We start from the raw sequence: 13,175 nt of genomic DNA, 5'->3' as shown, positions 1-13,175 counted from the left end.
ACTCACTGCGACGGCCCGCCTGCGTCGATACGCTCGGGACCATGCGTGCACTCGTGGTCGGTTGGTCCAGCGTCGAGCACGGCGAGGCGACCGCCGGCGACGTCCTCGCCATGCGCGCCGTGACCGAGGCGCTGGGATCCGCCGGCATCGACCATGACGTCGCCTGGAGCGCCGTCATGCGTCCCGCGGGCGGCCTCGCCCTGACCGACGCCGACCCGCAGGCCTACTCCCACCTGGTGTTCTGCTGCGGGCCGGCCACGGGAACCCCGATCGCCGACCTGCACGAGGCCTTCGCCCACGCGACCCGCATCGCCGTCGGCGTCAGTGTCCTCGACCACGACGACCCGGTGACCGCGGGCTTCCACACCGTCATCGCCCGCGACGCCCCCGGCGCGGACCCGCACCGCGACCTCGCCGCCCGGATCGCCCCCGGCTCCGGGCACGTGCCCGTCCTCGGGGTGTACCTGACGGGCGAGCAGGGCGAGTACGGGGGCGCCCGCCGCCACGACGACGTCACTGCCGCGCTCACGGGCTGGCTCCGTGGCGTTGACGCGGCGCTGCTGCCGCTGGACACCCGCCTCGACCCGCGCGACTGGCGGCTGCCCTCCAGCCCGGCGCAGGTCGACGCGGTGCTCGGCCGGGTGGACGCCGTCGTCACCATGCGCATGCACGGCCTCGCCCTCGCGCTGCGCCAGGGGGTGCCGGTGCTCGCGATCGACCCCGTCGCGGGCGGCGGCAAGGTCACCGCGCAGGCCCGCGCCTGGGAGTGGCCCGCCCTCGTCACCGCGGAGGACGCCGGCGCCGCGGCGTTCGAGGCCAACCTCGCCTGGTGCCTCTCCGAGGCCGGCCGTGACGCCGCGCGCGAGCGGCGGGACTGGCCGCTGAGCGGGCAGGACCAGCTGGACCGGCTGCTCGCCGCGCTGGCCTGACGCTGCTGCGGCGCCGGACGCATCGTGCCTCGTCGCACGGCCCTCTCGACGTGGGCAGCGTGATCGGGAACAGTGGTCCTGACCATCAGCTACGCAAGGAGGCGGCATGCGCGCACACGTCCTGGACACCGTCGGCAGCGATCTGCGGGAGGGCGACGTCCTCCTGGATCCGCCGAAGGCGGGGGAGGTGGGCGTCCGGGTCGCGGCCTGCGGTGTGTGCCACACCGACCTGCACGTGATCAAGGGCGAGGTCGCGTTCCCGACGCCGTGCGTGCTCGGCCACGAGATCTCCGGCTGGGTCGAGTCCCTCGGCGAGGGCGTCACGGGCCTCGAGGTGGGGGACCGGGTGGTCTGCAGCTTCATCATGCCGTGCGGGTCCTGCCGCCAGTGCGACCGCGGGCGGGAGGACCTGTGCGAGACGTTCTTCGCGAAGAACCGGCTCAGGGGCCAGCTCTACGACGGCTCCTCCCGGCTCTCGGCCGAGGACGGCAGCCCCGTGGCCATGTACTCGATGGCCGGGCTCGCCGAGCACGCGGTCGTGCCCGCCACGGCCGTCTTCCGGCTGCCCGAGGAGATCCCGCTGGATGCGGCCGCCGTCCTGGGGTGCAGCGTCTTCACCAGCTACGGCGCGGTGCACAACGTCGGGAAGGTGACCGAGGGGGACACGGTGGCCGTCGTCGCCGCGGGCGGCATCGGCCTGAACATCATCCAGATGGCGGTCGCGCACGGCGCCTCGCGCGTGATCGCGATCGACATCGACGACGAGAAGCTCGCCCTCGCCCGGCGGGTGGGCGCGACGGACACCGTCAACTCCCGCACCGAGGACGCCCTCGAGGCGGTCCGCGGCCTCACCGACGGCCACGGTGTCGACGTCGCCTTCGAGGCCTTCGGCAGTGCGCCGACCGTGCGGACCGCCGTGGACGTCGTCGACGACGGCGGCCGGGTGGTGCTCGTCGGCATCGCCCCGGTGGGCGTGGAGGCTCAGTTCGACGTCGCGCGCGTCGTGCGCCGGAAGATCCAGATCCTCGGCTCGTTCGGGGCACGGGCCTCCGTCGACATGCCCGCCGTGCTCGACCTCGTGACCTCCGGGCGCATCCGGCTCGACGACCTCGTGACCGATCGGTACGCGTTCGCCGACGCCGGGCAGGCCTACCGCGATCTCGCCGACCGCAGGATCCGCGGACGTGCCGTCGTGACCCTGACGACCTGAGACCCGGCACATCCCGGAGCACTTGTCCAATCGGACAAACGCCTCCGGAAGCGGTTATGCAGCCGTCTGATAATCAGTACACTGCGGACCATGAAGGTTCTCGGTGTCAACGCGATCTTCCACGATCCCGCGGCTGCCCTGGTCATCGACGGACACGTGGTCGCCGCCGCGGAGGAGGAGCGGTTCTCCCGGCGCAAGCACGGGAAGCGGCCCGTGCCGTTCTCGGCGTGGGAGCTGCCCGAGCAGGCGATGCGGTGGGTGCTGCGCGAGGCCGGGCTGCGGCCGGAGGACCTCGACGCGGTCGGGTACTCGTTCGATCCGGCGATCGCCGCGCACATGCCGGACGATCCGTACGACCCGATCCGCGTCGACTACGCCCGGCGTGCTCCCGGCTTCCTCGCCGAGTCGCTGCCAGGCCTGCGCGCCGACACGGTCCACTTCGTCCAGCACCACGTGGCCCACGCGGCGTCCTCGGGGTTGGCCGGCCCGTACCCGACGGGCAGCGTGCTCGTCGTCGACGGCCGCGGTGAGGCCCACTCCCACCTGGCCGGCCGGTACGAGAACGGCAAGCTCGAGATCCTGTACCGCCAGGAGCTGCCGGACTCGCTCGGCCTGCTCTACGAGTCGCTGACCGGGCACCTCGGCTTCGAGCGGTCCAGCGACGAGTTCAAGGTCATGGCCCTGGCCTCCTACGGGACGCCGCGGTTCCTCGACGACCTGCGCGAGATCGTCCACGCCACCGGCGACGGCGGCTTCCGGGCGCAGGCCCCCGACTGGACGCGGTTCGCGCCGGCGCGCATCGACGACGGCACGTGGGGCGGCGACCACGCCGACCTCGCCGCCTCCGTCCAGGCCGTCGTGGAGGAGACGCTCGTGGACCTGGCCACCTGGCTGCACGGCCAGACCGGGGACCGGTATCTCACGATGGCCGGCGGCACCGCGCTGAACTGTGTGGCCAACTCGCGGATCTGGCGGGAGTCGCCGTTCGACGACGTGTGGGTCCAGCCCGCCGCCGGGGACTCCGGCACCGCGCTCGGCGCCGCGCTGCACCTGGCCGCCGAGGGCGGCGACACGATCGTGCCCGCCCCGACCGCCGCGCTCGGGCGCAGCTGGACCGACGACGAGCTGGCCGGCTGGCTGACCACCGCGCAGGTCCCGTTCACGACGCCGGACGACCTGGCCGGGGAGGTGGCCGACGTGCTCGCCGGCAACGGCGTCGTCGCCTGGTTCGACGGGCGCAGCGAGTTCGGGCCGCGGGCGCTCGGCCGCCGCTCGCTCATCGCCAACCCGATCCACGCGGAGAACCTCGAGCGGCTCAACGACGTCAAGGGCCGCGAACAGTTCCGTCCCGTGGCGCCCATGGTGCTGGCCGACCGCGCGAGCGAGATCTTCAGCGGCGGGCCCATTCCGAGCCCGTACATGCTCTTCGTGCACGACGTCGCCGAGCCGTGGCGGGAGAAGATCCCCACCGTCACCCACGTGGACGGCACCGCGCGGATCCAGACCGTCAGCGACGAGGACAACGCCGGGATCGCTGCCCTGCTGCGTGCGTTCGACGAGCGCACCGGGGTGCCCGTCGTCGTCAACACGTCGCTGAACACCGCCGGCCGGCCCATGGTCGACGACCCGCGCGACGCGCTCGAGCTCTTCGGTTCCGCGCCCGTCGCGGCGCTCGTCCTCGGCCCGCACCTCGTGCGCCGCACCGACCTCTTCCGGGCGGCCCCGTGACGGCGGCCGACTCGACGACGCGGTTCGCCGCGCCCTCGTACGCCGTCGTCATCCCGTCGGTCGGGCGCCCGAGTCTGCAGCGGTTGCTGGACACGCTCGCCGCGCAGTTCGCCGGCGCCGCGGAGGCACCTTCCGCCCCGGCCGCCGTCGTGGTCGTCGACGACCGGCGGGGCGACGTCGAGGCGCTCACCCCGTCGTTCGCGGTGCGCGCCGCCGACGGCACGGACGTGCCGCTGACCGTGGTCCGGGGGCACGGCCGTGGCCCGGCCGCCGCCCGGAACCGGGGTTGGCGCGTGGCTGCCCGCACCGGCGTCGCGTGGATCGCCTTTCTCGACGACGACGTCGAACTGCCCGCCGGATGGGCCGAGGGGCTCGCCGCCGACCTCGCCGCCTGCGGACCGGCCGACGCCGCCACGCAGGGCCGGATCCACGTCCCGCTGCCCGCGGACCGCCGGCCCACCGACTGGGAGCGCAACACCGCGGCCCTGATGGACGCCGACTGGGCGACCGCGGACATGGCCTACCGGGTCTCCGCGCTCACACAGGTCGCTGGTTTCGACGAACGCTTCCCTCGCGCCTTCCGGGAGGACGCCGACCTCGCCCTGCGCGTGCGCGACGCCGGCTGGACGCTGCGCCGGGGCGAACGCACCATCCTCCACCCGGTGCGGCCGGCCGACGCGTGGGTCAGCCACCGGGTGCAGGCCGGCAACGCCGACGACGCCCTGATGCGCCGGCTGCACGGCCCGCAGTGGCGTGACCGTGCCGACGCTCCCGCCGGCGGATTCCGCTGGCACCTCGCGACCGTCGCCGCAGCCGCCATCGGGGTGCTCGGCGCCGCCGTCGCCCTCGACGGACTCGCCGGCGGGGCGATCGCCCGGACGGTGCCGGCACCGGATCCGACCGCCGGCCGCGCCCTCGCCCGCCGCGCCGGTCTGGTCACCCTCGCGGCCGGCGCCCTGGCCTGGGCCGGGCTGACCGGCCGGTTCCTGCGGCTGCGGATGACGCCCGGCCCGCGCCCCGGCGATCCCGGGTACCGCGACGAACTGACGCGGATGGCCCTGACCAGCGCCACCATCCCCGCCGCCGCCGTCGCCCACCACGTGCGCGGCATCCTGGCCCACCGGCGCACCGGTCCGTGGCCGCGACCCGTGCGCGCCGTCCTGGTCGACCGGGACGGCACCCTGGTGCGCGACGTGCCCTACAACGGGGACCCGGAGCGCGTCGAGCTGATGCCCGGCGCCGTCGAGGCGGTCCGCCGCGTCCGCGCCGCGGGTCTGGCGGTCGGGCTGGTCAGCAACCAGTCCGGCATCGGCCGCGGCCTGCTGACCCGGGACCAGGTGGACGCGGTCAACGCGCGTGTCGCGGAGCTGGTGGGCGGACTGGACACCGTGCGTGTCTGCCCGCACGCGCCCGAGGCCGGGTGCGCGTGCCGCAAGCCGCGACCCGGGCTCGTCCTCGCCGCCGCCGCCGACCTCGGCGTCGACCCGGCCGAGTGCGTGGTGATCGGGGACATCGGCGCCGACGTCGAGGCCGCACAGGCCGCCGGCGCGCGCGGCATCCTCGTGCCCACCGACGTCACCCTGCCCGCCGAGGTCGCGGCCGCACCCGGCGTGGCCCGCGATCTGCTCGACGCCGTCACGCACGCGCTGGGTGCTGCACCGGAGTCCGGCGCCACGCAGGACGCCGCGACGAGGACCGCGCGGGCGGGGGCCTGACGGTGGGGCGCATCCTGGCGGTCCGCCTCGACTCGGACGGCGACGTGCTGCTGACCGGTCCGGCCATCCGCGCCCTCGCCGGGCTCGGGGACGTCGACCTGCTCGCCTCGCCGGCGGGCGCGGCGGCCGGGCGGCTGCTGCCCGACGTCGCCGACGTCCTCGTCTTCGACGCTCCCTGGTCCGGGTTCGCGCCGCCGCCGGTCGACGCCGAAGCGACCCGCGCGCTCGTCGAGGATCTCGCCGCCCGGCAGTACGACGCCGCGGTGATCTTCACCTCCTTCCACCAGAGCCCGCTGCCGATGGCCCTGCTCTGCCGGCTCGCCGGGATCGGCCACGTCGCCGCGACGAGCGAGGACTATCCCGGCTCGCTGCTGGACGTCCGGCACCGGCGGGACGCGCCCCCGGGCGGCGGCCACGAGGCCGAGGCCGCGCTCGCCCTGGCGCTCGCCGCCGGCGCCCCGGATCCGGGGCCGGGCGGCACCGCGCTCGCGGTGCGCCGACCCCTGCCGCGCATCCCCGCCGGCCTGCTCCCGGACGAGCTGCTGCCCGACGTTCTGCTGCCGGGTGGCCTGGACACCGGTGCTGTGGACGCCGACCGGCGCGGCTTCGTCGTCCTCCACCCCGGCGCCTCCGTTCCCTCCCGGGCGCTGACCACCGAGCACGCCGCCACCCTGGCGGTCTGCCTCGCCGCCGCCGGCCGGACCGTCGTCGTCACGGGCGGCCCGGCCGAGGCGGACCGGTGCGCCGACGTCGTCGCCCGGGCCCTGGCATGCGCGCCCGACGCCACCATCGTCAGCATCGCCGGCCGCACCTCCCTGGCCGAGCTGGCGGCCGTGCTCGACGCCGCCGCGTGCGTCGTCGTCGGCAACACCGGTCCCGCCCACCTCGCCGCCGCCGTCGGCACACCCGTTGTCAGCCTGTTCTCCCCGGTCGTACCCGCCGAACGCTGGGCGCCGCACGGGGTGCCCACCGTCCTGCTCGGCTACCAGCACGCCGCCTGCCGCGACACTCGCGCCCGTGAGTGCCCCGTCCCCGGCCACCCGTGTCTGAGCGAGGTGGGCGGCGCCGACGTCGTGGCCGCGGTCGCCGCGCTGACGACGAACCGGACGACGACACCCACGACGACGACCGAGGAGGTGCCCTCGTGCGCACCCTGACCTGGCACGTGCACGGTTCCTGGTCCACCGCCTTCGTGCAGGGCCGCCACACCTACCTGCTGCCCGTGCTGCCCGACCGGTCCCGCGACGGGCTCGGCCGCGCGCAGACCTGGGACTGGCCGGAGAACGCCGTCGAGCTGAGCCCCGAGGAGCTCGCCGACACCGCGATCGATCTCGTCGTCCTGCAGCGGCCCGAGGAGGTCGAGCTGGCCGAGCGGTGGACCGGCCGCCGTCCGGGGCGCGACCTGCCCGCCGTCTACGTCGAGCACGACGCCCCGCGCGGCCACGCCGTCACCTCCCGGCACCCGTTGTCCGAGCAGACCGCCATCCCGATCGTCCACGTCACCCACTTCAACCGGGTCATGTGGGACAACGGGGACGCGCCCACCCACGTCATCGAGCACGGCGTGATCGACCCCGGCGCGCGGTACACGGGGGACACGGCATCCCTGGCCGTCGTCGTCAATGAGCCGGTGCGCCGCGGCCGCGTGGCCGGCACCGACATCGTCACCGACCTCGCCGTCGACCTGCCCGTCGACGTCTACGGAATGGGCATGGACGCCCTCGCCGACTCGGCACCCGGTCGCCGCTGGCAGCTGCACGAGAACTACCCCCAGCACCGGCTGCACGACGCGCTCGGCAGCCACCGCGCGTACCTGCACCCGTACCGGTGGACGAGCCTCGGCCTCGCCCTGATCGAGGCGATGATGCTCGGCCTGCCCGTGCTCGGCCTCTCCACGACCGAGGGGCCCCGCGCGGTGCCGCCGGAGGCCGGGCTGCTGACCAACGACCTGACCGCCCTGGCCGGGCAGGCGCGCCGCTGGCTCGACGAGCCGGACGAGGCCCGCGCCGCCGGTGCCGCCGGCCGCGCGCACGCGCTGACCCACTACGGCCTCGACCGCTTCCTGACCGACTGGGACGACCTCCTGGGAAAGGTGAGCCGATGAAGATCGCCATGGTGTCCGAACACGCCAGCCCCCTGGCCGCCCTCGGCGGCGTCGACGCCGGCGGGCAGAACGTGCACGTCGCCCAGCTGGCCTCCGCGCTGGCCGCCCGCGGCCACGCCGTCACCGTCTACACCCGCCGGGACGACGACGCCCTGCCGGACGCGGTCGAGCTGACGGCCGGCGTGCGCGTCGTGCACGTGCCCGCCGGCCCGGCCCACGCCCTGCCCAAGGACGAGCTGGCCCCCTTCATGGACGAGTTCGGCCGCTGGCTGACCCGCGCCTGGATCGCCGACGGCGCACCGGACCTCGTCCACGCCCACTTCTGGATGTCCGGGCTGGCCGCGCGCCGGGCCGCCGACGCCCTGCAGCTGCCCCTCGTGCAGACGTTCCACGCCCTCGGCGCGGTCAAACGCCGGCACCAGGGCCTGGCCGACACGAGTCCCGCGCACCGGCTGGCCGCCGAGACCGCTCTGCTCGGCGCGGCCGACGCGGTGCTCGCCACGTGCGAGGACGAGAAGCGCGAGCTGATGGCCCTCGGCGCGGACCCCGACCGGGTGGCCGTCGTGCCCTGCGGCGTGGACCTGACCGCGTTCGCCCCCACCGACCCGCCGCCGCACGAGGCCGGCGAGCCCGCCCGCATCGTCGCCCTCGGCCGGCTCGTGGAGCGCAAGGGCGTCGACACCGTCCTCGCCGCGCTCGCCGCGACGGATGACGCCGTCTCGGGCAGTTCCGTTCTCGGCGACTCCGTTCTCGGCAGTGCCGTCCTCCACATCGCCGGCGGCCCCGACGCCGCGGCGCTGGACGAGGACCCCGAGGTCGTGCGGCTGGCCGCCCTCGCCCGCGAGCTCGGCGTCGAGGACCGGGTCGTGCTGCACGGCCGGGTCGACCGCCCCGGTGCCGCGGCGCTGCTGGCCGCCGCCGACGTCGTCGCCTGCACCCCCTGGTACGAACCGTTCGGCATGGTCCCGCTCGAGGCGGCGGCGTGCGGGCGGCCCGTCGTCGGCTCCGCCGTGGGCGGCCTGCTGGACAGCGTCGAGGACGGCGTCACCGGCCTGCTCGTGCCGCCCCGCGACGTCGACGCCACCGCGGCTGCCCTGCGCCGGATCCTCGACGACCCCGGCCTGGCCGCCCGGATGGGCCGGGCCGGCCGCGACCGGGTCGAGCGCCTGTTCGGCTGGGACCGGATCGCCGAGAGCACCGAGACGGTCTACGAGCAGGTGCTGCAGGCCCACGGCGCCCGGCAGCACCGGCCCCGCACGGGAACCCGCGAGTGGATCACCGACCACCTCGCCGAGCTGCAGCGGGCCGTCACGGACGCCTCCGCGCACGCCGACGTCGTCGACCGCTGGGGCGCCCAACTGGCGGCGCTGCTCGGGCGCGGGGGTCGGGTGCTCGTGGCCGGCAACGGCGGCAGCGCCGCGGAAGCGCAGCACTTCACCGCCGAACTGGTCGGCCGGTTCGAGGGGGAGCGGACGCCCCTGTCCGCCCTCTGCCTGTCCGCCGAGACGTCCAGCCTCACCGCGATCGGCAACGACTACGGCGTCACCGAGGTGTTCGCCCGGCAGGTGCAGGCCCACGGGCGGCCCGGCGACGTCGTCGTCCTGCTCTCGACCAGCGGCCGCAGCCCCAACATCATCGCCGCGGCCGAACGGGCCCACGCCGGCGGGATGCACGTGTGGGCGCTGACCGGGCCCGGCCCCAACCCGCTGGCCGACGCCGCCGACGAGGCGCTGGCCGTGGACGCGAGCAGCACGTCGGTCGTGCAGGAGATGCACCTGATGCTGCTGCACGCGGTGTGCGCCGCGGTCGACGCGCGGCACGCCGCGACAGCGGTTCGGGCCGAGGCGGCCGGCACGGCACCCGGCGCGCCGCCGATCACGACGCCGGACGACGCCCTGCTGGTCGAGGCGGACGCCGGATGAGCCCCCGCATCGTCGTCGTCGGCGACGTCATGCTGGACCGCGACGTCGTCGGCACGAGCACCCGGCTGAGCCCGGACGCCCCCGTGCCGGTCGTCGACGTGGACGAGGTGCTCGTCAGCCCCGGCGGTGCGGGCCTGACGGCGCTGCTGTGCGCGGCGGGCGACGGCGCGGGAAGTCGGACCGTGGTGACCCTCGTGGCGCCCGTCGCGGACGACGCCGCGGGCCGCGAACTCGTCGACGCCCTGCCCGGCGTCACCGTGCACCGGCTCGGCCACGACGGGCCGACCCGCACCAAGACCCGCATCCGCTCCTCCGGCCAGGCCATGCTGCGGGTCGACGAGGGCGGCCCCGGCGCACCCGTCGACGTCGACGCCGAGGCACTCGCCGCGCTGCTCGCGGACGCGGACGTCGTGCTCGTCTCCGACTACGGTGGCGGTGTCACCCGCGACACTGTCGTGCGCGAGGCCCTGGCCGCCCACGCCGCGCACGCCACCGTGGTGTGGGACCCGCATCCGCGCGGCGGCACCCCCGTGCCCGGGTGCACCCTGATCACCCCGAACGCCGCGGAGGCACAGGCCGCGACGGCCGGCCTCACGTCACCGACCGACGGGGAGACGACGGGGGCCGCCGCTCGGGCCCGCGCCCTGCGCGCCGGCTGGCGGGCGCACGGCGTGGCCGTCACCGTCGGCGCCGACGGCGCGCACCTGGCCACCCGCGCCGGCGTCACCCACGTGCCGGCCGCCCCCGTCGAGAGCACCGACCCCTGCGGGGCGGGCGACCGGTTCGCCGCGACGGCGGCCCTCGTCCTGGCCGCCGGGGGCACGCTCGACGCCGCGGTAGAGGCCGCGGTCGAGTCGGCCGGCCAGTGGGTCGCGGCCGGCGGCGCCCTGTCCTTCCGCGCCGGGCTGCGCGCCCGGGCCTCCACGGCGGACCGCCCGGCCGACCCCTCGCTGCCGGCGGAGGTGCGCGACCTGATCGACCGGGTGCGCGCCTCGGGCGGCACCGTCGTCGCCACGGGCGGCTGCTTCGACGTCCTGCACGCGGGGCACATCGCCTGCCTCGACGCGGCCCGGAACCTCGGCGACGCGCTCGTCGTGCTGCTCAACTCGGACGACTCGGTGCGCCGACTCAAGGGGCCGACCCGGCCGGTGGTCGCCGCGCCGGACCGGGCGAGGGTGCTCGCCGCGCTGCGCAGCGTCGACGCCGTCGTCGTGTTCGAGGAGGACGACCCCCGCACCGCGCTGGCCGCCCTGCGGCCCGACGTGTGGGTCAAGGGTGGGGACTACCTGCCCGAGCACCTGCCCGAGGCCGACGTCGTGACCGCCGGCGGCGGGAGGGTGACCGTCCTGCCGTACCTCTCGGGCCGCTCGACCAGCGCGATCCTCGCGCGGGCGGGACAGGAGAGCCGGCCATGAGCGACGACGACCGCGCCGCCGGAAGCGCCCGGCCCGAGCCGTACACAGCGGCCGCCCTGGCCGCCGACCCCGCCGCGCACTCGAATGCCGGCGTCCCGCACGCCATCGACCCCGCCGGCATCGGCGAGGGCGACGTGCTCGTGCTGCGGGCGCTGGGCCTCGGCGACGCGCTCACCGGCATCGCCCCGCTGCGCGGACTGCGCCGCCTCTTCCCGGACCACCGGCTGATCCTGGCCGCCCCGGGCCCGGTCGGTGCGTGGTTGACCGAGCTCGGCGTCGTCGACGGCGTCCTGCCCACGCCGGGGCTGATCGACCTGCCGCCGCTCGCCGGCGGACACGTGGCCGTCGACCTGCACGGACGCGGCCCGGCCAGCCAGCGGCTGCTCGCCGCTCGGGGGGCCGAGGACGGCGGCCCGTCCCGGCTGATCGCCTTCTCCTGCCCCGAGGTGGGCCACGACGGGCCCGCGTGGCGTGCCTACGAGCACGAGGTGGAGCGCTGGTGCCGCCTGGTGGCCGACGCGGGCGGCCCCTGCGGCCCCGCCGACCTGCTCCTGCGCTACCACCGGCCCGCTCCGGCGGACGCGCCCGTCGTCCTGCACCCCGGCGCCGCCTTCGCCTCCCGCCGCTGGCCCGTGGACCGGTGGCGTGCCGTCGCCGAACACCTGACCGGCCGAGGACGCCGCGTGCTGGTCACCGGCTCGGCGTCCGAACGGGACCTCACCGCCGCGGTGAGCGACGGCCTGCCCGGCGTGCGGGACCTCGGCGGCGCCCTCGACCTGAGCGGCCTGACGGCCGCGGTCGACGGTGCGGCGCTCGTGATCAGCGGCGACACCGGCACCGGGCACCTCGCCACTGCGCTGGCCGTCCCCTCCGTGCTCCTCTTCGGGCCGACGCCGCCGTCCCGCTGGGGACCCGTCGTCGACCCCCACCTGCACACCGTGCTCTGGCACGGCGACCCTGACGCCGCTGCATGGGGCGACCCGCACGGCGAGACCCTCGACGAGCGCCTCGCCGCCCTCACCGTCCCCGAGGTGATCGCGGCCGCGGCCGCGCACCTGCCGGAGCCGGCCCCGCCGACGGGCTCGCCGGTGCACCGCGCCGAACCCGCACCCGTTCCCGCACCGGAAGGATCATCGTGACCGATTCCCTGCAGACCCTCGGCGGCTCCCGGCCGATGCGCCGCGCCGTCGTCACCGGCGGCGCCGGCTTCCTCGGCAGCCACCTGTGCACCGAGCTGCGCCGCCGCGGTGTCGAGGTCGTCGCCCTGGACAACTTCCTCACCGGCAACCCCGGCAACGTCGCGCACCTGGCCGACGACCCCGGGTTCCGGCTCGTCCACTGCGACGTCACCGACTACATCCACGTGCCCGGCGACGTCGACCTCGTCCTCCACTTCGCGTCCCCCGCCTCGCCCGTGGACTACCTCAAGCTGCCCATCCACACGCTCAAGGTCGGCTCGATCGGCACCAACCACGCCCTCGGGCTCGCGAAGGACAAGGGCGCGCGGTTCCTCATCGCCTCCACGTCCGAGGTGTACGGGGACCCGCAGGTGCACCCGCAGCCGGAGACGTACTGGGGGCACGTCAACCCCGTCGGCCCGCGCGGCGTGTACGACGAGGCGAAGCGCTACGCCGAGGCGCTGACCATGGCGTACCGGCAGACCCACGGCGTGGACACCGCGATCGTCCGGATCTTCAACACCTTCGGCCCGCGGATGCGGCCGAGCGACGGCCGGGCGATCCCGACGTTCATCCGGCAGGCGCTCGCGGGCGAGCCCGTGACGGTGGCCGGCGACGGGGCCCAGACCCGCTCCGTGTGCTTCGTCTCGGACCTCGTGAGGGGCATCCTCGCCCTGGCCGAGAGCGGCCACTCGGGACCCATGAACATCGGCAACCCGCACGAGCTCTCGGTGCTGCAGATCGCCCGCGACGTCATCGCCGCCACCGGCTCCGACTCCGAGATCCGCTTCGTCGGCCGCCCGGTGGACGATCCGATGGTCCGCCGCCCCGACACGACGCTGGCCACCGAGGTGCTCGGCTGGACGCCCGAGGTCGCCTGGCAGGAGGGGCTCGAGCGGACCGTCGCGTGGTTCCGGGAGGCGGTCGCGGGCGACGACGCCGGGGAGACGGTGGACGCGACCGCCCGCTGAGGC

Annotated in this window: 10 protein-coding genes; all 10 read left to right on the top strand. The window is 76.0% G+C overall.

What is annotated here, in order from left to right; all coding sequences use genetic code 11:
- The first annotated feature begins 41 nt into the window (after nucleotides 1-41).
- The 10 genes from V6N00_RS01915 (at nucleotide 42) to V6N00_RS01870 (ending at nucleotide 13,172) form a co-directional block, all read left to right on the top strand.
- Entirely contained in the window at nucleotides 42-929 is an 888-nt protein-coding gene (locus tag V6N00_RS01915) for a polysaccharide pyruvyl transferase family protein (RefSeq protein ID WP_334230370.1), read from the top strand.
- 106 nt (nucleotides 930-1,035) lie between these two features.
- Complete coding sequence (locus V6N00_RS01910; protein ID WP_334230369.1) at nucleotides 1,036-2,139, top strand: zinc-binding dehydrogenase; 1,104 nt, start codon at nucleotides 1,036-1,038, stop codon at nucleotides 2,137-2,139.
- Nucleotides 2,140-2,229: 90 nt separating this feature from the next.
- Nucleotides 2,230-3,867, top strand: a complete 1,638-nt coding sequence (locus V6N00_RS01905) for a carbamoyltransferase family protein (RefSeq protein ID WP_334230368.1) — start codon at nucleotides 2,230-2,232, stop codon at nucleotides 3,865-3,867.
- Nucleotides 3,864-5,582, top strand: a complete 1,719-nt coding sequence (locus tag V6N00_RS01900) for an HAD-IIIA family hydrolase (protein ID WP_334230367.1) — start codon at nucleotides 3,864-3,866, stop codon at nucleotides 5,580-5,582. The genes V6N00_RS01905 and V6N00_RS01900 overlap by 4 nt, the downstream gene beginning before the upstream one ends.
- A gap of 2 nt (nucleotides 5,583-5,584) precedes the next feature.
- Nucleotides 5,585-6,739, top strand: a complete 1,155-nt coding sequence (locus V6N00_RS01895; RefSeq protein WP_334230366.1) for a glycosyltransferase family 9 protein — start codon at nucleotides 5,585-5,587, stop codon at nucleotides 6,737-6,739.
- The gene (locus V6N00_RS01890) at nucleotides 6,727-7,686 is read left to right on the top strand and encodes a glycosyltransferase (RefSeq protein WP_334230365.1); all 960 of its coding nucleotides are present in this window, start codon (nucleotides 6,727-6,729) and stop codon (nucleotides 7,684-7,686) included. The genes V6N00_RS01895 and V6N00_RS01890 overlap by 13 nt, the downstream gene beginning before the upstream one ends.
- Nucleotides 7,683-9,608 carry a glycosyltransferase gene (locus V6N00_RS01885; RefSeq protein ID WP_334230364.1) on the top strand — a complete coding sequence of 642 codons (1,926 nt, stop codon included), beginning with the start codon at nucleotides 7,683-7,685 and terminating at the stop codon, nucleotides 9,606-9,608. Before V6N00_RS01890 ends, V6N00_RS01885 begins: the two co-directional genes overlap by 4 nt.
- Nucleotides 9,605-11,023: a PfkB family carbohydrate kinase gene (locus V6N00_RS01880; RefSeq protein ID WP_334230363.1), complete on the top strand. Its 1,419-nt coding sequence runs from the start codon at nucleotides 9,605-9,607 to the stop codon at nucleotides 11,021-11,023. Before V6N00_RS01885 ends, V6N00_RS01880 begins: the two co-directional genes overlap by 4 nt.
- A complete protein-coding gene (locus V6N00_RS01875) occupies nucleotides 11,020-12,162 on the top strand; it encodes a glycosyltransferase family 9 protein (RefSeq protein WP_334230362.1) in 1,143 nt (380 codons plus the stop codon). The genes V6N00_RS01880 and V6N00_RS01875 overlap by 4 nt, the downstream gene beginning before the upstream one ends.
- Before the next feature lie 35 nt (nucleotides 12,163-12,197).
- Nucleotides 12,198-13,172 (top strand): UDP-glucuronic acid decarboxylase family protein, encoded by a 975-nt coding sequence (locus tag V6N00_RS01870; protein WP_334230738.1) that lies wholly within the window; start codon nucleotides 12,198-12,200, stop codon nucleotides 13,170-13,172.
- The last annotated feature ends 3 nt before the right edge of the window (nucleotides 13,173-13,175 follow it).

Source organism: Tersicoccus mangrovi (genome assembly GCF_036881825.1).
Classification (GTDB): domain Bacteria; phylum Actinomycetota; class Actinomycetes; order Actinomycetales; family Micrococcaceae; genus Tersicoccus; species Tersicoccus mangrovi.
Note: the sequence above shows the minus strand (reverse complement) of the source record. Positions and strands in the feature narration are given on the sequence as shown.

Excerpts from the sequence above, each read along its gene's own strand:
- V6N00_RS01870 (WP_334230738.1), top strand. The coding sequence starts at position 12,198 with ATGCGCCGCGCCGTCGTCACCGGCGGCGCCGGCTTCCTCGGCAGCCAC.
- V6N00_RS01885 (WP_334230364.1), top strand. The coding sequence starts at position 7,683 with ATGAAGATCGCCATGGTGTCCGAACACGCCAGCCCCCTGGCCGCCCTC.
- V6N00_RS01915 (WP_334230370.1), top strand. The coding sequence starts at position 42 with ATGCGTGCACTCGTGGTCGGTTGGTCCAGCGTCGAGCACGGCGAGGCG.
- V6N00_RS01910 (WP_334230369.1), top strand. The coding sequence starts at position 1,036 with ATGCGCGCACACGTCCTGGACACCGTCGGCAGCGATCTGCGGGAGGGC.
- V6N00_RS01905 (WP_334230368.1), top strand. The coding sequence starts at position 2,230 with ATGAAGGTTCTCGGTGTCAACGCGATCTTCCACGATCCCGCGGCTGCC.
- V6N00_RS01880 (WP_334230363.1), top strand. The coding sequence starts at position 9,605 with ATGAGCCCCCGCATCGTCGTCGTCGGCGACGTCATGCTGGACCGCGAC.
- V6N00_RS01875 (WP_334230362.1), top strand. The coding sequence starts at position 11,020 with ATGAGCGACGACGACCGCGCCGCCGGAAGCGCCCGGCCCGAGCCGTAC.